18 protein-coding genes are annotated in these 18,815 nt (G+C 55.9%); 5 read left to right on the top strand and 13 right to left on the bottom strand.

Annotated features, from left to right (window positions below):
- Positions 1 to 78 precede the first annotated feature (78 nt).
- The 8 genes from arnF to ABTW00_RS01470 form a co-directional block, all read right to left on the bottom strand.
- Complete coding sequence (gene arnF / locus ABTW00_RS01505) at positions 79 to 468, bottom strand: 4-amino-4-deoxy-L-arabinose-phosphoundecaprenol flippase subunit ArnF (RefSeq protein WP_064541321.1); 390 nt, start codon at positions 466 to 468, stop codon at positions 79 to 81.
- Positions 468 to 806 carry a 4-amino-4-deoxy-L-arabinose-phosphoundecaprenol flippase subunit ArnE gene (gene arnE, locus ABTW00_RS01500; protein ID WP_064541319.1) on the bottom strand — a complete coding sequence of 113 codons (339 nt, stop codon included), beginning with the start codon at positions 804 to 806 and terminating at the stop codon, positions 468 to 470. The genes arnF and arnE overlap by 1 nt, the downstream gene beginning before the upstream one ends.
- The gene (gene arnT, locus ABTW00_RS01495; protein ID WP_433638401.1) at positions 803 to 2,458 is read right to left on the bottom strand and encodes a lipid IV(A) 4-amino-4-deoxy-L-arabinosyltransferase; all 1,656 of its coding nucleotides are present in this window, start codon (positions 2,456 to 2,458) and stop codon (positions 803 to 805) included. The genes arnE and arnT overlap by 4 nt, the downstream gene beginning before the upstream one ends.
- The gene (arnD, locus tag ABTW00_RS01490; RefSeq protein ID WP_433638399.1) at positions 2,455 to 3,357 is read right to left on the bottom strand and encodes a 4-deoxy-4-formamido-L-arabinose-phosphoundecaprenol deformylase; all 903 of its coding nucleotides are present in this window, start codon (positions 3,355 to 3,357) and stop codon (positions 2,455 to 2,457) included. Before arnD ends, arnT begins: the two co-directional genes overlap by 4 nt.
- Positions 3,354 to 5,339 carry a bifunctional UDP-4-amino-4-deoxy-L-arabinose formyltransferase/UDP-glucuronic acid oxidase ArnA gene (gene arnA / locus ABTW00_RS01485; protein WP_065356412.1) on the bottom strand — a complete coding sequence of 662 codons (1,986 nt, stop codon included), beginning with the start codon at positions 5,337 to 5,339 and terminating at the stop codon, positions 3,354 to 3,356. Before arnA ends, arnD begins: the two co-directional genes overlap by 4 nt.
- Entirely contained in the window at positions 5,339 to 6,319 is a 981-nt protein-coding gene (arnC, locus tag ABTW00_RS01480) for an undecaprenyl-phosphate 4-deoxy-4-formamido-L-arabinose transferase (protein ID WP_065356411.1), read from the bottom strand. Before arnC ends, arnA begins: the two co-directional genes overlap by 1 nt.
- A 1-nt stretch (position 6,320) precedes the next feature.
- On the bottom strand, positions 6,321 to 7,460 hold the full coding sequence (arnB, locus tag ABTW00_RS01475; protein WP_433638397.1) for a UDP-4-amino-4-deoxy-L-arabinose aminotransferase: 1,140 nt from the start codon (positions 7,458 to 7,460) through the stop codon (positions 6,321 to 6,323).
- Between the two features lie 382 nt (positions 7,461 to 7,842).
- The gene (locus ABTW00_RS01470; RefSeq protein WP_433638395.1) at positions 7,843 to 8,349 is read right to left on the bottom strand and encodes a phenolic acid decarboxylase; all 507 of its coding nucleotides are present in this window, start codon (positions 8,347 to 8,349) and stop codon (positions 7,843 to 7,845) included.
- A gap of 99 nt (positions 8,350 to 8,448) precedes the next feature.
- On the opposite strand from ABTW00_RS01470, the gene ABTW00_RS01465 reads away from it, so the two are divergent.
- Complete coding sequence (locus ABTW00_RS01465; protein WP_433638393.1) at positions 8,449 to 9,312, top strand: LysR family transcriptional regulator; 864 nt, start codon at positions 8,449 to 8,451, stop codon at positions 9,310 to 9,312.
- Between the two features lies 1 nt (position 9,313).
- On the opposite strand, the gene ABTW00_RS01460 is transcribed toward ABTW00_RS01465, so the two are convergent.
- The gene (locus tag ABTW00_RS01460; RefSeq protein ID WP_223803734.1) at positions 9,314 to 10,504 is read right to left on the bottom strand and encodes an NAD(P)/FAD-dependent oxidoreductase; all 1,191 of its coding nucleotides are present in this window, start codon (positions 10,502 to 10,504) and stop codon (positions 9,314 to 9,316) included.
- A gap of 230 nt (positions 10,505 to 10,734) precedes the next feature.
- Here ABTW00_RS01460 and pitA point away from each other — a divergent pair, with 230 nt between their 5' ends.
- Positions 10,735 to 12,222: an inorganic phosphate transporter PitA gene (gene pitA, locus ABTW00_RS01455; protein WP_433638390.1), complete on the top strand. Its 1,488-nt coding sequence runs from the start codon at positions 10,735 to 10,737 to the stop codon at positions 12,220 to 12,222.
- A gap of 54 nt (positions 12,223 to 12,276) precedes the next feature.
- On the opposite strand, the gene uspB is transcribed toward pitA, so the two are convergent.
- The gene (uspB, locus tag ABTW00_RS01450) at positions 12,277 to 12,612 is read right to left on the bottom strand and encodes a universal stress protein UspB (protein ID WP_064541289.1); all 336 of its coding nucleotides are present in this window, start codon (positions 12,610 to 12,612) and stop codon (positions 12,277 to 12,279) included.
- Between the two features lie 378 nt (positions 12,613 to 12,990).
- Here uspB and uspA point away from each other — a divergent pair, with 378 nt between their 5' ends.
- Positions 12,991 to 13,428 (top strand): universal stress protein UspA, encoded by a 438-nt coding sequence (gene uspA / locus ABTW00_RS01445; RefSeq protein WP_064541286.1) that lies wholly within the window; start codon positions 12,991 to 12,993, stop codon positions 13,426 to 13,428.
- 62 nt (positions 13,429 to 13,490) lie between these two features.
- Here the strand turns inward: uspA and rsmJ are convergent, their stop codons facing one another.
- From rsmJ to ABTW00_RS01430, 3 genes are all read right to left on the bottom strand, one after another.
- Positions 13,491 to 14,243, bottom strand: coding sequence for a 16S rRNA (guanine(1516)-N(2))-methyltransferase RsmJ (gene rsmJ, locus ABTW00_RS01440; protein ID WP_433638387.1), 753 nt, complete (start codon positions 14,241 to 14,243; stop codon positions 13,491 to 13,493).
- An 8-nt stretch (positions 14,244 to 14,251) separates the two neighbouring features.
- Positions 14,252 to 16,294: an oligopeptidase A gene (prlC, locus tag ABTW00_RS01435; protein WP_433638385.1), complete on the bottom strand. Its 2,043-nt coding sequence runs from the start codon at positions 16,292 to 16,294 to the stop codon at positions 14,252 to 14,254.
- A gap of 160 nt (positions 16,295 to 16,454) precedes the next feature.
- Positions 16,455 to 17,111, bottom strand: coding sequence for a hypothetical protein (locus tag ABTW00_RS01430; protein ID WP_064541277.1), 657 nt, complete (start codon positions 17,109 to 17,111; stop codon positions 16,455 to 16,457).
- Between the two features lie 323 nt (positions 17,112 to 17,434).
- Here ABTW00_RS01430 and ABTW00_RS01425 point away from each other — a divergent pair, with 323 nt between their 5' ends.
- Both ABTW00_RS01425 and ABTW00_RS01420 read left to right on the top strand, forming a co-directional pair.
- Positions 17,435 to 17,749, top strand: a complete 315-nt coding sequence (locus ABTW00_RS01425; RefSeq protein ID WP_433638381.1) for a hypothetical protein — start codon at positions 17,435 to 17,437, stop codon at positions 17,747 to 17,749.
- A 120-nt stretch (positions 17,750 to 17,869) separates the two neighbouring features.
- On the top strand, positions 17,870 to 18,712 hold the full coding sequence (locus ABTW00_RS01420; RefSeq protein ID WP_064541271.1) for a 23S rRNA (adenine(2030)-N(6))-methyltransferase RlmJ: 843 nt from the start codon (positions 17,870 to 17,872) through the stop codon (positions 18,710 to 18,712).
- The last annotated feature ends 103 nt before the right edge of the window (positions 18,713 to 18,815 follow it).

The raw sequence follows: 18,815 nt of genomic DNA, 5'->3' as shown, positions 1-18,815 counted from the left end.
GATAATCCCTTATAGATGCAACAGAAATGGCATTATTGCACATTTTGTCGCCGGGAAGACGGCATTACCCGATTCGGACTACCGGTGAGGTGTCGGTTTGTTTGGCCAGAAGATGGTAATGACGCCGGCGATAATAACAATAACCCCCAGCAGGCCGCGCCATGAGAAGGGTTCATGCCAGCCGGGCAGCAGAATCGCGGCAAGCCATACCACCATGTAGCTCAGGCTCAGCAGCGCATAGGCTTTCGCCAGCGGCAGGCGCTTCAGGGCGAAGAACCAGCAGGCCATAGAGGCCACGTAGCCCAGCAGACCCAGCAGCAGCGCCAGCGTGCCGGTTTCAAAATGCAGAAGATGCAGCAAAAAAGCCAGCGGTTGCTGCGCCGACGGTAGCGTCGTCATCGCCGCACGCAGCGTCAGCTGCGCGGCACTCACCAGCGCGACGCTCATTAATGCCCAGATAAGCCCCATTAAGCGCTGCTCCCCAATAACGCAATGCCGACGATAATCAGCGCTACACCGGCCCAATGGCGGCGGCTCACCGGCTCGCGCCAGATGAGACGTGCGGCCAGCGTCACCCAAACAAAATTCAGGCTCAGCATCGGGTAGGCCACGCTCACCGGAATCTGCTGGAGCACCAGCAGCCACAGCAGCATGCCCAGCCCCAGCAGCGCCAGCGCCAGCCCGAGCCAGGTTAGCAGATGACGCCCGCGCTGCCCTTTACGGGCAGGGCGAGTCGCCTGTTTCTGGCATAGCTGCCCGCCACAGCTCAACAGGCTGGCGAGCAGCAGGCAGGCCCACGTGATCATTGCGGGCGGTACTGAATAAAGACGGTGCGGCCCATGACGTACACCTCATCCGGTTTTGGCAGCGGCAGTTCGGCTAACTGTACGTCACGAGAGAGCAATAACACCAGCGAGATTGGCCCTTCCTGACGATGTTCCGCTAACCACTGAGGGAACGCTTCGGTAGATACGAAGCTGTTTTTCGCGTCAGGGTAAGAGAGCCCATACTTCAGCTCGCCCTGCTGGCCGTACAGCATCACATCGCTACGCTTCAGCTCCCAGGCCAGCCCGGCAGCTACGCCGACGCTGTTGCTCAGCACATAGCGGCTCGGCGCCAGCGACTCGCTAACAATATCCACCAGGAACTGCGGCTGCTTGCTATTGGTCACGCGATCGGGGATCGCCATCCCCACCAGCAGCGCCAGCCCCAGCGGGCAGAGCGCGGCCAGCTGCCAACGCTGTGCCCCCTGCTTAATCGATACCCAGCCCATCAGCGCCCAGAAGAAGAAGGCCACTGCCGCCAGCACGCATTTATAGAGCTCAATCTGCATCCAGACCGGGTGTTTCATCGGCCCCCACGGTGAGACTACCGCGACCGCTACCAGGCCCACAACGCCGAAGATGATGTTGATGATGCCGTTCACCCGCAGCGCTTTCGAACCGACTTTTGCCGCCTCAACCGCATAGCGCGCCATCAGTATCGCCAGCGGCGCGAAGCACGGCAGGATATAGGTCGGCAGCTTGCCCTTAGCAATACTGAAGAACAGGAAAGGCATCACCACCCAGCCCAGCAGATAAAATGCGCCGCGTAGCCCTTCCCGCTCCTGCCAGCCGCGCCTGAACGCACCAGGCAGCAGCGCCAGCCACGGCAGACTTCCCGCGACCAGGAACGGCAGGTAGTACCAGAACGGCGCTTTGTGCTGCGCGTCGCTCTGGGCAAAACGTTGAATATGCTCAACCCAGAAGAAGTAGCGCCAGAAGTCGCTCTCCCGCGCGGCGATGGCCAGCCCCCACGGCAGCACGGTCAGCACGCAAACCAGTACCGACAGCCAGCCCCAGACCAGCACTTCCCGCCAGCGTTTCTGCGCAATCACCCACGGCAACACGCCGATTACCGGTACCGCCAGCGCGAGGAAGCCTTTGGTCATGACGCCCATACCGCAGGCTACGCCCAGCAGCACGTAACCCCAGAAGCGCTCGCCGGTGGTCTTCGCCTGCGCCGCCAGCCAGAAGCTGCACATGGCGAGCGTCATCCACAGGGTGATCATCGGGTCGAGCACCGCGTAGGTACCAATCCCGTAGACCAGAAATGCGGTTAAGAAGATAGCGCCGGAGAGCAGCGCTACTTTGCGATCCTGCCAGATTTTCCACGCCAGCCAGACCACCAGCAGCGCGGAGACGGTGATAGAAAACACCGCGCCAAAGCGTACCGCGAAGTTATTGTGGCCAAACAGCCACTGCCCGATACTGTTAATCCAGTAGCCGGCAATCGGCTTTTCGAAATAGCGTAGCCCCAGGAAATGCGGCACCACCCAATCACCGGTCGCCAGCATTTCACGGCTGATTTCGGCATAGCGGGTTTCGTCCGGCTGCCACAGCAGCCGGAAGTTAAGCGGAACCAGGTAGTACAGAACAAACAATGCAGCTAACGAAATACCATAGCGAAGGGATTTCATACGTCTGAGCTCAAGAGTTGTTGGCAGCCTAGCCAGCCTTCACGACCGGCGATTTCTCCGCGCACCACCTTCCCAACCGGCAACTGACGGAAGTCATCCGGGAGAAGCTGGCTTAGCGGGCAAAAACGAATTTCCTGCTGTGCCGCAAGGGTCAGCAGATAGTCAAACTGTTCGGCGTAGGCGCCCCCTTCCACTTCGGCATGGATGGTGTACACCGGCGTACCGGTATCCTGGCGAATACGCTCCAGCAGCCAACGATTGAAGCCTTCCGCACTGACCACGCTACCGACAACTTCATCCCAGGTGGGCAGAGTGACGGGGATCTGTACGGTAGCCATCTCGCCGTTACTCAGCTGCGGAATGAACGGCTGCGTGCCGCGGCAGTCGCTGTTGTAGAGAAATTCAAAAGACTCTTTCGCCTTCACCACGCGCTGGTCAGCGCGCCAGCCCGCCACCGCCGAACAGGTGACCGGATGACCAATAATCGTCTCCAGCGCGGACAGGCCGCGGCCAATTTCGTCAATCAGCTGCTGCTCGTTCCACATGCCGCTCCACTGCTGCCAGCGGTGATGATCCCAGGCATGCAGCCCCACTTCATGCGCCTGCGCGACGCTGCGGATAATCTCTGCGTTGGCTTCGCCAATAAGACGCCCCGGCCACGCCGTCCCGGCCAGCAGAATGTCCCAGCCATACAGCGATGCCGCGCGTGAGCGCAGCATCTTCCACAAGAACTTCGGCTTTACCAGGCGCCACAGGTGGCGCCCCATGTTATCCGGCCCGACGCTGAAGAAAAAACTGGCCTGCACGCGGTGCTTTTTCAGCACCGCCATGAGCCGTGGCACCCCTTCGCGGGTACCGCGAAAGGTGTCGACATCAACGCGCAAACCTACTTTTTTCATGATGGTTTTTCGTCCGTCAGCTCTACCGTGCGCAGGAAGAAGTCCAGCGTCTCTTCTACCGTCTGCTGCATCTCAACCGTCGGCTGCCAGTCCAGGCAGCGTTTCGCGTTGCGAATGCTCGGCTTACGGTGCTCAACGTCCTGATAACCTTTGCCGTAGTAGTCGCTGCTTTCCACTTCACGGAAGCCGGCAAACGGCGGGAAGCGGTCGCGCAGTGGGTGACGTTCGAAGCAGTCGAGCAGCATTTCCGCCAGCTCTTTAATGCTCGCTTCGTTGTCCGGATTACCGATGTTGATAATCTGCCCATCGCAGCGGCCGTCTTTGTTTTCAATGATGCGGAACAGCGCTTCGATACCGTCGCTAATGTCGGTAAAGCAGCGTTTTTGTTTGCCGCCTTCGATCAGCTTGATTGGCGAGCCTTCCACCAGGTTGAGGATCAGCTGGGTGATAGCACGGGAGCTGCCGATGCGCGCGGCATTCAGGTTATCCAGACGCGGCCCCATCCAGTTAAACGGACGGAACAGGGTAAACTTGAGGCCGGTTTTATCCCCGTAGGCCCAAATCACGCGATCCAACAGCTGTTTGGAAACTGAGTAGATCCAGCGCTGCTTGTTGATCGGCCCTACCACCAGGTTAGAGTTATCTTCATCAAAGTTGGCATCGGTACACATGCCGTACACTTCGGAGGTGGACGGGAAGATGATGCGCTTGTTGTACTTCACACAGTCGCGGATGATCTTCAGGTTCTCTTCGAAGTCCAGCTCGAACACGCGCAGCGGGTTACGGGTGTACTCGATAGGCGTCGCAATCGCCACCAGCGGCAGCACCACGTCGCATTTCTTAATGTGGTATTCGATCCACTCTGAGTGAATGCTGATATCGCCTTCCACAAAGTGGAAGCGCGGGCAGTCGAGGAAGCGGCTGATGGCGTCAGAGCCGATATCCAGGCCATAAATCTCGTAGTTGTCGTCCGCCAGCAGACGCTCGGTCAGGTGGTTTCCGATAAAGCCGTTCACGCCCAGAATCAGCACGCGGGTACGGCGCTTCACCGCCACAAACGGACGGCTGGAGAGCAACGCGCCCGCCACCAGACCCAGCGCCGGCGCCAGCTGAGCGCCCTGCATGTATACGCCGTTAGCGCTCTGACCGGTAACGATTTCCAGCGCGCCTTCACCGCAGGCAACCACCAGCGGCGCTACGGACAGTACGGTACCCGGCTTCGCGGCTGCCATGTCGGTACGCACACGGGATTTCCAGACGATAAATTTATTGGTGCCGACAAAACCAAACGCGCCCGGCCACGGATCGCTCACCGCACGCACCAGGTTATGCAGCGCCTGCGCCGGTTTTTCCCACTCCAGACGGCCATCTTCCGGGGTACGACGACCGACGTAGGTCGCCTGCGAATGATCCTGCACACGCTCGTCAGTCTGGCCGCTGCGAATTTTCGCCAGCGCATCGCCAAGCAGCGTCTGGGAGGCCGCGCACAGCTTGCGGTGCAGCGTCAGCGCTACGTCAGAGTCAGCTATCGCTACGCTCTGCTGGGCCACAATATCGCCCGCGTCCGCGCGGTTGGTCATACGGTGCAGCGTCACGCCGGTCTCTTTCTCACCGTTCACCAGCACCCAGTTCAGCGGCGCGCGGCCACGGTATTTCGGCAGCAGCGAGCCGTGCAGGTTGAACGCCCCTTTCGGCGCCAGGTTGAGGATTTCGTCGCACAGCAAATTGCGGTAATAGAAGGAGAAAATCACTTCCGGCGCCATCGCGCGGATACGATCCACCCACAGCGGGTGGTTGACGTCTTCCGGCGCGTAAACGGTAATACCCTGCTCAGCCGCCAGGCGGGCAACGGAGCCAAAGAAGTTATTCTCACCCGCGTTGTCCGGGTGAGTGAAGATCGCCTCAATGTCGTATCCGGCGTCCAGCAGTGCCTGAATACCGGTGCAACCCATGTCGTGATAGGCAAATACAACAGCTTTCATTAACGATTTTCCTCTTCAGAATCCAGATTTTCCTGGCGAACAACACGTTGAATAAAGTAGCGAGGGCGGGCACGCACGTCGTTATAGATGCGGCCGATATACTCCCCAAGCAGGCCCATGCCGATAAACTGGGCGCCGATAAACATGAACAGAATGGCGAATAGCATGAACACGCCGTCCCCCGCCCATTCCGGACCGAGCACCAGGCGCAGCACGACCAGTAGAATGGAGAAGGCAAAGCCCAGCACCGCAATCACGCTGCCGACCACGCTTAACAGACGCAGCGGCGTGGTGGTTAAGCAGGTCACCAGGTCGTACATCAGGTTAATCAGGCGCATAAAGCTGTATTTCGAGTCGCCGAACTCGCGCTCGGCGTGCAGCACCGGAATTTCCACGGCGCGGCGGGCGAAGGTATTCGCCAGAATAGGAATAAAGGTGCTGCGCTCATGGCAGTTGAGCATGGCGTCAACAATATGGCGGCGATAGGCGCGCAACATGCAGCCATAGTCGCCCATCGCTTTACCAGTGGTACGCTGGATCAGGCGGTTGATCATCTTCGAGGCCGTTTTACGGAAGATGCTGTCCTGACGATTCTGGCGCACGGTGCCGACCACGTCGTAGCCTTCGTCCGCTTTTTCAACCAGCCGCGGGATCTCTTCCGGCGGGTTTTGCAGGTCAGCATCGAGGGTGATAATCAGATCGCCGGTGACGTGACTGAAGCCCGCCATAATCGCCGAATGCTGGCCGTAGTTGCGGTTCAACAGCACCGCCACAATGTGGCTTTCCGGCGCTTCTGCCGCTTCAACCAACATGCGCGCGGAGTCGTCGCTGCTGCCGTCATCAACCAGCAGAATTTCATATTCACGATTCAGGGTCGCGCAGGCAGCATCGGTACGGCGGATCAGTTCCGGCAGGCTGTCCTGCTCGTTGTAAACCGGGATCACCACCGAGACTTTTTTAACTAAGGGATACTCAAACATTTCAACGCCCCGCTAGCTGATGGAGCGCCGTAATAACACGTGTAGTGTCGTCATCGGTCATGTCCGGGAAAAGAGGTAATGAACAGATACGTGCGCTGTTCCATTCGGTATTCGGCAGAGAAACCTCCGGGAAACGCTCGCGGTAGTATTTTTGGGTGTGCGCGGCGCGGAAGTGCAGTCCGGTGCCAATACCTTGCGCTTTGAGTTGTTCCATCAGCGCATCACGGCTGATGCCGCAGCGCTGTTCGTCAACGCGAATAATAAACAGATGCCAGGCGTGCAGATGCGGCCAGCTCGGCACGGCCAGCGGCTGAAAAGGCGTATCCGCCAGTTCGCGCACGTAGCGCAGGGCTATCTCACTGCGACGCTGATTGGCCTGGCCCAGTTTGCCCAGCTGTACCAGCGCCAGCGCGGCGTTAATATCGGCGAGGTTATATTTGAATCCAGGGCTAATCACCTCCGCCTGCGGCGCACGGCCGTGGGTCTGGCGATCGTAGGCATCGACGCCCAGACCGTGGAACTTGAGGCTGCGAATGCGGTTGGCCAGCTGTTCATCGTCGGTGACAATCAGCCCGCCCTCGGCGCTGGTCATGTTTTTAATGGCATGGAAGGAGAAAATCGCCGTTCCCTGCGCGCCCACATGCTGGCCCTTATAGTAGGTGCCCGCCGCATGCGCCGCGTCTTCAATCACCGGGATACCGTGACGCTCCGCCACTGCGCGAATGCCGTCAATATCCGCAGGCGCACCCGCGTAGTGCACGGGAATAATGGCTTTGGTACGCGGAGTAATGGCGGCTTCAATCGCTTCAGGGGTCACCATCAGGTTGTCGCGATCGACATCGATCATTACCGGAGTTGCCCCCAGCAGGACGATCATATTCAGCGTAGAAACCCAGGTTTGGGAAGGGGTGATGACTTCATCGCCGGGGCCGATGCCCAGCGCCATCAGCGTGACGTGCATACCGCCGGTTGCCGAACTGACGGCGATGGAAAAACGGTTCCCCGTTAGCGAGCAGAACGCTTCTTCCAGCGCCTGGTTTTTTGGCCCGGTGGTGATCCAACCGGATTGCAGCACTTCCTTGAGCGCCGCGAACTCCGCCTCACCCATAGAAGGGCGGGAAAACGGCAGAAAATCACTCATGAATGTTCCTTACCCTATTACTCAAATGAGCGAAGCTGGCTCATCAATCAATGATTCGAGCGTTGTTTTTGTTTAAAAACAGCAATGGATAACGTGATATTCAAACCGACAACATTCGATGACGATAAAAGTATCAATGTTATCTTAGGATAAGATTAAGAAACTTGTAGAGGGAGGCACAATAAATACTAACTAAACGAAATCAATAGATTACCGCCCTAATGACTCACTTGATTTTAATGCAAAAAACGCCCAGATTACATCGTAACTGGGCGCTGATTCACATTATTCAACGTTCACTCAACAAAGATTTTATAATCAGAATAAATTAATCTTCGTTGAATATTAGTGTAATAAAGAACGTTCAGGTCGGTATTAATACTTAGCGCAAATTCGCCGGGAAATCTTTCGGTAATTCACTGGCAGCGCAATCAATCACGCTATTGTTATTCGCCCCACAGTCACGAACGAAGGTAATGGTAGCAAATTCATCAATGACTTCCGTCGGATACGCTGGGCCCGCATCGCGATATGAATTCATCAGCGGGATGTGATCGTTCTGGAAGCAGACGGTTTTCTCCGGATTGTTGATGACCCAACGCGGGAAGAAAATGGTGCCATGGAACAGTTTGTCGCCCAGGTTCACAATCAGGCTGACATCGGTACCGGTCGGTTCGGTCCAGGAAATTTTATACACGCTCTCACCCACACGGACGATGTAGGCCTGCTGGTCTTTGACCCAACGATTCGCCACGATACCGCTGTGGATACGGTAATCCAGGGTGTTGTCGTTTTTCACATAAATTTCGTAGTTCCAGCCGTTGTCATAGGTGTAGACCAGATGTTTACCCACGAAGCCGCTCAAATCATGTTTATCAAAGTTGCTCATAATTAAATCTCCTTGTGTCGATGCAGAGATCTTATTGCTTTAAAAAATAAATGAATAACGCTATGTTTGGATTAAATTCATCAAATTTTTAAATCAATCATGCACAAAACCACCCTTGAACAGTGGGCGCTACTGGAAAAGGTAGTCGAACTAGGCAGCTTTGCGAAAGCCGCGGAGGAGACGCACCGCAGCCAGTCTTCGGTCAGCTATAACCTGTCGCTACTGCAGGAGCGGCTGGGTGTGGCCTTGCTGGTCCCCGAAGGGCGTCGCGCGGTGCTGACCCCGGCGGGCGAGCTGCTGCTGGGCCAGGTGAAACCGTTGCTCAAAGCCTTTGCCTGGGTAGAAAGCCGTGCCGCTACGCTACGTGAAGGCACGCGCACGCGGCTGGATTTGGTGGTCGACAGCATTTTCCCGCGCCAGAGACTGTTCGCCATTCTGCGCCAGTTCCAGCAGCGCTACCCGCAAACGCAGGTACGGCTAACCGAGGTGCTGGAGAACGCCAACGACACCGATAACGTGCAGGCAGAAGCAGACGTGATGGTGCTGACGCGCCGTCAGGATATTACCGGCCGTGGGGAATGGTTGATGAATATCGATTTTGTCGCCGTCGCGCATCGGGATCATCCCGTGTTTCAGCAGACCGGTCCGCTTAGCGACGAACAGCTGCGCCCCTGGCCGCTGATCCGCATTGCCGACAGCGATAGCCGCCGCCAGGAGACGCACGATGCCTGGACCTTCTCGACGATTGATGCCGCCATTGATGCCGTGCTGTATCAGGTGGGGTATGGCTGGCTGCCGGAAGAGAGAATTCAGGAGGAGCTGGCGCAGAGGATATTAAAGCCGCTGCCGCTAAATCATGGCGTACGCCGGGCGACGCCGCTACATTTGATCGTCAAACGGGATTTAGCCCCGCTCGACGAACAGGTGGAGACGCTGCTGACGCTGTTTAGCCAGCAGCATTAATTTACTCCGCCAGCGCCTGCGCACAAGCCCAGGCGCTCGACCACGCCCACTGGAAGTTATAGCCCCCCAGCCAGCCGGTAACGTCCATCACTTCCCCGATAAAGTACAGGCCCGGCGCTTTCTTCGCTTCCATGGTACGCGAAGAGAGCTCGTTGGTGTCCACACCGCCGAGGGTCACTTCCGCCGTACGGTAGCCTTCGGTGCCGTTCGGCTGTACGCGCCAGTTTGTCAGCGTCTCAACCAGCGTCTGTTGCTCGCGCACGTTAAGCTGCTTGAGGGTCACGTCGGGAACCTGACCCAGCTGTTGCAGACACTCCACCAGACGCTTCGGCAACTGCATCGCCAGCGTATTTTTCAGGCTCTGGTTCGGGTGCTCGGCGCGCTGCGCATCAAGGAAGTCCGCGAGATCGATGTCCGGCAGCAGATTGATGGTGACGAACTCGCCTGCCTGCCAATAGCTCGAGATTTGCAGCACTGCCGGGCCAGACAGGCCGCGGTGGGTGAAAAGCAGACTTTCGCGGAATACCGTGCCGTCTTCAGCGGTAATCACCGACGGGACGGAGACGCCGGACAACACCTGAAACTGCTCCAGCATCGGCTTATGCAGGGTGAAAGGCACCAGCCCGGCGCGGGTCGGCAGCACCTTCAGACCGAACTGTTCGGCAATTTTGTAGCCGAAAGGCGAAGCGCCCAGGCCCGGCATCGACAGGCCGCCGCTGGCGATCACCAGTTTATCAGCTGCCACAGTATCGCCGTTGAGCTGTAAGGTGTAGCCCTGCTCGTCACGGGCGACGTTGAGGATTTCGCTGCGCAGACGCATCGTGACGTTGCCCTTCTCGCATTCCGCCACCAGCATTGCAACAATCTGCTCGGCAGAATCATCGCAGAAGAGTTGACCGAGGGTCTTTTCATGCCAGGCAATGCCGTGCTTGCCGACCATATCGATAAAGTCCCACTGGGTATAACGCGCGAGGGCAGATTTACAAAAATGCGGGTTTTGGCTGAGATAGGCCGCGGGTTCGACATAAAGGTTAGTAAAATTACAGCGGCCACCGCCGGACATCAGGATTTTACGCCCCGGTTTTTTACCGTTATCCAACAGCAACACGCGGCGGCCTGCCTGCCCGGCCATGGCTGCACAAAACATTCCTGCCGCTCCGGCACCCACTACAATGGCATCAAACCTTTCCACGCACTATCCTCAACATAGGTATTGTCTGGAAGTGTAAATTTTTCATGGATGTCATACCAGTGAAATCTCGACAAAGCCGACTTATCTGATTGATACAAAGGAAATATTTATTTTCAACCATTTAACGAATACGGATAAATATCAAAAAAAGTCGAGATTTCACTTTGCCCGCGCCGCCAATGTCCCTGATAATGCCGCGCGTTCATGTCCTCAAAATGGCGTAACGTCCTATGTTACATTTGTTTGCTGGCCTGGATTTACATACCGGGCTGTTGTTAGTTCTGGCGCTGGTGTTTGTTCTGTTCTACGAAGCGATTAACGGCTTCCACGATACGGCGAACGCTGTTGCCACCGTAATTTATACCCGTGCCATGCGCTCACAGCTTGCTGTTGCGATGGCGGCGATCTTTAACTTCCTCGGCGTTCTATTGGGCGGTCTGAGCGTAGCCTATGCGATTGTGCATATGCTGCCGACGGACCTTCTACTCAATATGGGCTCCGCGCACGGCCTCGCCATGGTCTTTTCCATGCTGCTGGCGGCCATCATCTGGAACCTCGGCACCTGGTATTTCGGTCTGCCGGCTTCTAGCTCCCACACGCTGATCGGCGCGATTATCGGTATTGGTTTAACCAATGCGTTGATGACCGGCACCTCAGTGGTTGAGGCGCTCAACATCCCGAAAGTGATTAACATTTTCGCTTCGTTGATTATCTCACCTATCGTGGGTCTGGTTGTCGCTGGCGGCCTGATTTTCCTGCTGCGCCGTTACTGGAGCGGTACCAAAAAACGCGCCCGTATCCACCTGACTCCTGCTGAACGTGAAAAGAAAGACGGTAAGAAAAAGCCGCCGTTCTGGACGCGTATCGCTCTGATTCTCTCCGCCATTGGCGTGGCATTCTCCCATGGCGCCAACGACGGTCAGAAAGGCATTGGTCTGGTCATGCTGGTCCTGATTGGCGTTGCTCCGGCAGGTTTCGTGGTCAATATGAACGCTTCCGGCTACGAAATCACGCGTACCCGCGATGCGGTCAACAACGTTGAAACCTTCTTCCAGCAGCACCCCGATTTGCTGCTGAAAGTGGCAAGCAACGCTGAAAAGCTGACCCCGGAAGCCGAGGCCGCCGTTGAGTTTCACTGCCATCCGGCAAACACCATCAACGCGCTCGATCGTGCTAAAGCGATGCTGACCAACGTAGAGAGCTATGACAGCCTCTCCGTAGAACAGCGTGGCCAGCTGCGTCGTATCATGCTCTGCATCTCTGACACCACTGATAAAGTGGCGAAGATGCCGGAAGTGAGCGGCGATGACCAGCGTCTGTTGAAGAAGCTGAAAACCGACATGCTGAGCACCATCGAGTACGCGCCAGTCTGGATTATCATGGCCGTCGCGCTGGCTCTGGGTATCGGCACAATGATCGGCTGGCGTCGCGTAGCGACCACCATCGGTGAGAAAATCGGTAAGAAAGGCATGACCTACGCCCAGGGGATGGCAGCGCAGATGACCTCCGCGGTCTCCATCGGTCTGGCAAGCTATACGGGGATGCCGGTATCCACCACCCACGTCCTGTCGTCTTCCGTTGCGGGGACCATGGTCGTTGACGGCGGCGGTCTGCAAAGAAAAACCGTGACCAATATCCTGATGGCCTGGGTCTTCACGCTACCAGCGTCGATCCTGCTGTCCGGCGTGCTGTACTGGCTGTCTCTGAAGCTTATTTAAGCGCGTTTGGCACAAACAGAAAACGGGTCAGGAAACTGGCCCGTTTTTTTTTACTCAGTGCCAAATCATCAGGGCAATTAAGCTAATCACCACCAGGCCACACAGCGAACTGGTCAAAATAAACTGACGACGGACCCGGTCACAGCGGCGAATAAACTCATCATCATGATGATCGCGATACCGCTGCCCGTAGATATACCAGACCAGGCGTATTTGTTTACCCGGCTGACCGTGCGAGGTAAAGAAACCACCGCCGTCAACATACTGATAAAGCAAGGGATCGCAACCACGTAGTACAACCAATAATGCACGCAACGATGAAAAGTAACGTGCCATATTTACCACACAAACGACACACAGGGCCCAAAACAGCGCAATCGTGCTGATCATAACTCCTCCCCGGCGACCAGTCCTCGGAGACCCCAGGACATCTCGCTCCCCAATAACCCACCAACACCTCAGTAAAAGAGTGCGATTCAGATCACGTTTATTTATCCGAACGGCTCATTAAATAGTGTAGGAGATCAGTTAAATTTTTTACCACAAGGTTAATCGTTATCAATACGTAAGATGGAAAAATTTGTTTAACTAATTGGCGAACCGGATGCATTGACGGCGCCTCAAGGCCGCTATAAGGTAGAAATATCTTCTACAATTAGGTCTTTAAGGGCAAACCCCGCGCAAGTCGCACGCAGGACGCGGGCAAGGGACAGCGCATGGGCTGTCTGGTCCAACAGTCATCGACAACTTTATGGAAGGAGTAACACTATGGCTTACAAACACATTTTGATCGCGGTCGACCTTTCCCCAGAGAGCAAAGTTCTGGTGGAAAAAGCGGTATCAATGGCTCGCCCCTACAATGCAAAAGTTTCGCTGATTCACGTCGACGTAAACTATTCCGATCTCTACACCGGGCTGATTGACGTGAATCTTGGCGATATGCAAAAGCGCATCTCCGAAGAGACCCATCACGCACTGACTGAACTGTCCACCAACGCGGGTTACCCAATCACCGAAACCCTGAGCGGCAGCGGCGACCTGGGCCAGGTGCTGGTTGATGCGATTAAGAAATACGATATGGACCTGGTCGTCTGTGGTCATCACCAGGACTTCTGGAGCAAGCTGATGTCGTCTGCACGTCAGCTCATCAACACGGTCCACGTCGATATGCTGATCGTTCCGCTGCGCGACGACGAAGAAGAATAACTCTCGCGTTGAGCATCGTGAAACGCCTGCGCAAGCAGGCGTTTTATTTCTAACACCCGGAATTACACCGCCGTCCCGGCATAAATATCAAACCGATGCCCTTTGGTCACCACCGCGTTAGGCGTGGCCACGTCCGCTAGCGGCGGCGCGTAGTCCGGGCGCTTCACCACCACACGTTTGGTTGCCAACCGGCGCGCGGGTTCAAGCAGGCCATCCGCGTCCAGATCCGGCCCCACCAGCGACTGAAACACGCGCATCTCTTTCTTTACCAGCGCGCTTTTTTGCTTATGCGGGAACATCGGGTCGAGATACACCACCTGCGGGCGTGGGGTAATATCGGTTAACGCTGTCAGACTCGAGGCATGAATCAGCTGTAAACGTTCCTGAAGCCAGCCGCCAATTTCCGCATCGGCATAGCCGCGCGCCAGGCCGTCATCGAGTAACGCGGCGACCACCGGGTTGCGCTCCAGCATCCGCACACGGCAGCCGACGGAGGCCAGCACAAACGCATCGCGCCCCAGCCCGGCAGTGGCATCGACCACGTCCGGCAAATAATCGCCTTTGATGCCAACGGCTTTCGCCACCGCTTCACCGCGACCGCCACCAAACTTGCGCCGGTGCGCCATCGCCCCGCCGACAAAATCAACGAAGATGCCGCCAAGTTTCGGTTCGTCTCGCTTACGCAGTTCCAGATGTTCCGGCGTCATCACCAGCGCCATCAGGTTGTCGTCATCGTGCTCCAGCCCCCAGCGGACGGCCAGAACAGATAAGGCGCCGTCTCCGGCGCCCGTTTCATCCAGTAAACAAATTTTCACGCGAACAATCAGCCCTTGATGCCGTAATGCGCCAGCATGGCGTCGAGCTGCGGTTCACGACCGCGGAAGCGTTTGAACAGCGCCATCGGCTCTTCGGAGCCCCCACGGGTCAGGATGTTATCAAGGAACGACTGACCGGTTTCACGGTTGAAAATACCTTCTTCCTCAAAGCGAGAAAACGCATCCGCCGCCAGCACGTCGGCCCACAGGTAGCTGTAGTAGCCCGCCGCGTAGCCGCCGGCAAAAATGTGGCTGAAGGCGTGCGGGAAGCGGCCCCAGGTTGGGCCCGGCACCACGGCGACCTGTTTCTTAATTTCGGCCAGCGTCTCAAGGACTTTCGCCCCCTGCTCTGGGTTGTACTGCGCGTGCAGGCGGAAGTCGAACAGGCCGAACTCCAGCTGACGCAGAATAAACAGCGCCGCCTGGTAGTTTTTCGCCGCCAGCATTTTATCCAGCAGTTCCTTCGGCAGCGGTTCGCCGGTTTCATAGTGGCCGGAGATAAACGCCAGCGCTTCCGGCTCCCAGCACCAGTTTTCCATAAACTGGCTCGGCAGCTCGACCGCATCCCACGGCACGCCGCTGATACCGGAAACACCGGCAGTTTCGATGCGGGTCAGCATGTGATGCAGGCCATGACCAAATTCGTGGAACAGGGTGATCACTTCGTCATGGGTAAACAGCGCCGGTTTGCCGTTCACCGGACGGTTAAAGTTACAGGTCAGATAGGCGACCGGTTTTTGCAGCGTGCCGTCGGTTTTGCGCATCTGGCCGACGCAGTCGTCCATCCACGCCCCGCCGCGTTTGTGTTCGCGGGCGTACAGGTCGAGGTAGAAGCTGCCGCGCAGTTCGTTGCTTTCGTCATACAGTTCGAAGAAGCGGACTTCCGGATTCCACACGTCAACGTCGGTGCGCTCTTTGGCGGTGATGCCGTAAATACGTTTTACCACTTCAAACAGGCCGTTAACGGCTTTGTTTTCCGGGAAGTACGGGCGTAGCTGTTCGTCGCTGATGCTGTACAGATGCTGTTTTTGTTTCTCGCTGTAGTACGCGATATCCCACGGCTGCAGCTCTTCAACGCCAAATTCGGCTTTGGCGAAGGCGCGCAGCTGGGCCAGTTCTTTTTCCCCCTGCGGACGGGCGCGTTTGGCCAGATCGGTCAGGAAGTCGAGCACCTGCTGTGGGTTTTCCGCCATTTTGGTGGCCAGAGATTTAAAGGCGTAGCTTTCGAAGCCCAACAGTTGCGCCAGCTCGTGACGCAGCGCGAGGATCTCTTCCATCACCGGGGTGTTGTCCCACTTGCCCGCGTTCGGCCCCTGATCGGAGGCGCGGGTGGAGTAGGCGCGATACAGCTCTTCACGCAGCGCCTGGTTGTCGCAGTAGGTCATTACCGGCAGGTAGCTTGGGATATCCAGGGTCAGCAGGTAGCCTTCCTGCTCTTTGGCTTCCGCCTGCGCTTTCGCTGCCGCCAGCGCGCTTTCCGGCATCCCGGCCAGCTCGCTTTCGTCCGTCACCAGCTTGCTCCAGCCCATGGTGGCGTCGAGCACGTTGTTGCTGTACTGGTTGCCCAGCTCGGACAAACGGGTGGCGATTTCACCGTAGCGCTGCTGTTTATCTTTCGGCAGGCCGATACCGGACAGTTCAAAATCACGCAGCGCGTTATCGACCGCTTTTTTCTGCGCAGTGCTCAGGGTGGCGTAGTTGTCGCCGTCGCGCAGGTCGCGGTAAGCCTTGTACAGCCCCTCATGCTGGCCAACCCAGGTGCTGTATTCCGACAGCAGCGGCAGCGTCTGCTCGTAGGCTTCACGCAGTTCCGGGCTGTTTTTGACCGAGTTTAAGTGGCTAACTGGCGAGAAAATACGCCCCAGGACATCGTCCACTTCTGCCAGCGGCTGGCAGAGGTTTTCCCAGCTATACGGCGCGCCCTGTGCGACTACGCGCTCCACATTCTCGCGACAGTCGTTCAGTGCCTGAGTGACAGCAGGGACAACATGTTCGGGCTGAATCTGGGAAAATGGCGGTAGTTCGAAAGGGGTCAGTAACGGATTGGTCATTAGCACGGTCCTGTTGAAGTGTGGATAAAACGCGCGACAGGCGCTTTTCGCGATTTAGACAATATGGAGGCGAGTGACATAAAATTCAATCACGTGTAGCTATCATTATAGCGCCAGCATCCAGTGCTGACGCGATTATGCTTACGCCACCGACGCTGACTTAATTAGCGAATATCGCCTTCTGTATAGGGAACGTGGCGGCATCCAGCACCAGAGTGAGTGGCAATAGCCCTTGACCCAACGCAGCCATAGAAACACCGTTTTTATACTCGTAGAACTCAACGTTGAATGGATGATGGAAAGACAACTGCTGTGCAGCACTCTGATCTTTATTTTTCTCATGGATAGTCCCTGCCAGATCGTTGACAAATAAAGATAATATGCAGAGTGATCCGCTATTTTTACACCTAAATCCATAACTCATCGCAGCATCTTTATCTTTTTGATTTGTCCACGCGTAGGTTAAATTAATCCAACCTATGAATATATTATCCTCCTTATCGATCCGAAACTGGACATCGTTTTGTATAGTAATATTTTCCCGGTGAATAACAGGATCTTTTAATAATGCGACGACTTTATCGCCTCCCTGAGTCAGCAAATAGTCATAATTCTTACCCACAAACACCCATCCCGTTTTCCCATTACTGTCTTTACCTAAAGACAACCCGGTAACGGTATCTGATTTCCAGGTGGATTTATGTCCACTACCTCCCCCTGTAGCCGTAAGCAAACCATATGAAATACAGCTAGATAGAGAACAGCAAACCAGTGAGACGCACAACGCACGAACAACACATTTTCCATAATGGAACATGAAGGAATTCCCTCTCTCTTTTATAAGGACCGCCGTTTTAACGGATAAAAAAGAGTAAAACCATTATCATCATCATAAAAAAAATACTTTCAGAATAAATAACGCCAGGATAAGTAAGCGCTAAACCCAGGTACGCTTGTATGTACGCGTTTCTTCAGTCATAGTTTTAGCGCCAAAATGCAGGGATTGCATATGACCGTGTTATTGCCGATTATCGTACTGATATTTACTGTTTTCTTTATTTTTCCCACCCGAAAATTTTTTATCGGAGTAACCATCCCGATCAGAAAGATGGGCGTAAATTAATTTCATCCTCTTCGTTGATGCTGCAAAAATTTGGCCGTTCTCGCGGCTACAAAGCGGATTACTACTTTGACGCGCAGAACCTCTATGAGGTCATAGACAGCATCACCTCAACAATACCGCTCGCCAGTATTGTTGAGGTGAAACGAGGAACTACGCTAATCGGTAACCGTTCAGTCTGGTCGGTCAATTGGCTAATAGAAGGACAGCGCAAACAGACTCGCTTCCTGCATAACTACACCCTGTTTAATCCAAGCTTTGCCACATTCCTTGACGCCGTGAAACAGGCTAACCCAAGCGCCAGGGTCAGTCGGTTGACGTTGTTTATACTCTGACTCCACAGCCTACTTGTTTTTCCTCCTGGCCAACGGCGATAAAAGCGCGGGAGCGGTAATCTCTACGAATCTGCGGTAAACTATCGGTTATCTTGTTTAATTCCCGGAATATCCGCATCCATGCTCAGTTATCGCCACAGCTTTCACGCAGGCAACCACGCCGACGTCCTCAAACACACCGTTCAGAGTCTGATCATTGAATCACTGAAAGAGAAAGAGAAGCCGTTTCTCTATCTGGACACCCACGCAGGCGCAGGCCGCTATCAGCTGAGCGGCGAGCATGCCGAAAAGACCGGGGAATACCTGGAAGGCATCGCCCGCATCTGGCAGCAGGACGATCTGCCCGAAGAGCTGGTGCCGTATATTTCGGTGGTTGAGCACTTCAACCGCAGCGGCCAACTGCGTTACTACCCGGGTTCTCCGCTGATTGCCCGCCAGCTGCTGCGCGAGCAGGACAGCCTGCAGATGACCGAGCTGCACCCGAGCGACTTCCCGCTGCTGCGTTCTGAATTCCAGAAAGATAACCGCGCCCGCGTAGAACGCGCAGACGGCTACCAGCAGCTCAAAGCGAAGCTGCCGCCGGCTTCCCGCCGTGGCTTGATTCTGATCGACCCGCCGTATGAAATTAAAACCGACTATCAGGCGGTAGTGAGCGGCATTAGCGAAGGCTACAAGCGTTTTGCTACCGGCACCTATGCGCTGTGGTACCCAGTGGTGCTGCGCCAGCAAATTAAACGCATGATCCACGACCTCGAAGCGACCGGCATTCGCAAAATTCTGCAAATTGAGCTGGCGGTGCGTCCGGACAGCGACCAGCGCGGCATGACCGCCTCCGGCATGATCGTCATCAACCCGCCGTGGAAGCTGGAAGCACAAATGAATAACGTGCTGCCGTGGCTGCACAGCAAGCTGGTTCCAACAGGCATCGGTCATACGCTGGTGAACTGGATCGTGCCGGAGTAATCGCAGGCATCGGTGGAACCTATCAGTTTCAGGTATACAATCGCGAGTATTTTGGCGGGGAGCATGAGGCTCACCCGCTCAACATTGAACGTTTGAGGAGCGG

It is taken from the genome of Kluyvera georgiana, assembly GCF_050990895.1.
Classification (GTDB): domain Bacteria; phylum Pseudomonadota; class Gammaproteobacteria; order Enterobacterales; family Enterobacteriaceae; genus Kluyvera; species Kluyvera georgiana.
Note: the sequence above shows the minus strand (reverse complement) of the source record. Positions and strands in the feature narration are given on the sequence as shown.

Coding starts and splice junctions, on each gene's coding strand:
- ABTW00_RS01430 (WP_064541277.1), bottom strand. CDS start 17,111: ATGTTCCATTATGGAAAATGTGTTGTTCGTGCGTTGTGCGTCTCACTG.
- arnE (WP_064541319.1), bottom strand. CDS start 806: ATGATCACGTGGGCCTGCCTGCTGCTCGCCAGCCTGTTGAGCTGTGGC.
- uspA (WP_064541286.1), top strand. CDS start 12,991: ATGGCTTACAAACACATTTTGATCGCGGTCGACCTTTCCCCAGAGAGC.
- uspB (WP_064541289.1), bottom strand. CDS start 12,612: ATGATCAGCACGATTGCGCTGTTTTGGGCCCTGTGTGTCGTTTGTGTG.
- arnB (WP_433638397.1), bottom strand. CDS start 7,460: ATGAGTGATTTTCTGCCGTTTTCCCGCCCTTCTATGGGTGAGGCGGAG.
- pitA (WP_433638390.1), top strand. CDS start 10,735: ATGTTACATTTGTTTGCTGGCCTGGATTTACATACCGGGCTGTTGTTA.
- ABTW00_RS01465 (WP_433638393.1), top strand. CDS start 8,449: ATGCACAAAACCACCCTTGAACAGTGGGCGCTACTGGAAAAGGTAGTC.
- arnF (WP_064541321.1), bottom strand. CDS start 468: ATGGGGCTTATCTGGGCATTAATGAGCGTCGCGCTGGTGAGTGCCGCG.
- ABTW00_RS01420 (WP_064541271.1), top strand. CDS start 17,870: ATGCTCAGTTATCGCCACAGCTTTCACGCAGGCAACCACGCCGACGTC.
- ABTW00_RS01470 (WP_433638395.1), bottom strand. CDS start 8,349: ATGAGCAACTTTGATAAACATGATTTGAGCGGCTTCGTGGGTAAACAT.
- ABTW00_RS01425 (WP_433638381.1), top strand. CDS start 17,435: ATGCTGCAAAAATTTGGCCGTTCTCGCGGCTACAAAGCGGATTACTAC.
- arnC (WP_065356411.1), bottom strand. CDS start 6,319: ATGTTTGAGTATCCCTTAGTTAAAAAAGTCTCGGTGGTGATCCCGGTT.
- prlC (WP_433638385.1), bottom strand. CDS start 16,294: ATGACCAATCCGTTACTGACCCCTTTCGAACTACCGCCATTTTCCCAG.
- arnA (WP_065356412.1), bottom strand. CDS start 5,339: ATGAAAGCTGTTGTATTTGCCTATCACGACATGGGTTGCACCGGTATT.
- arnT (WP_433638401.1), bottom strand. CDS start 2,458: ATGAAATCCCTTCGCTATGGTATTTCGTTAGCTGCATTGTTTGTTCTG.
- arnD (WP_433638399.1), bottom strand. CDS start 3,357: ATGAAAAAAGTAGGTTTGCGCGTTGATGTCGACACCTTTCGCGGTACC.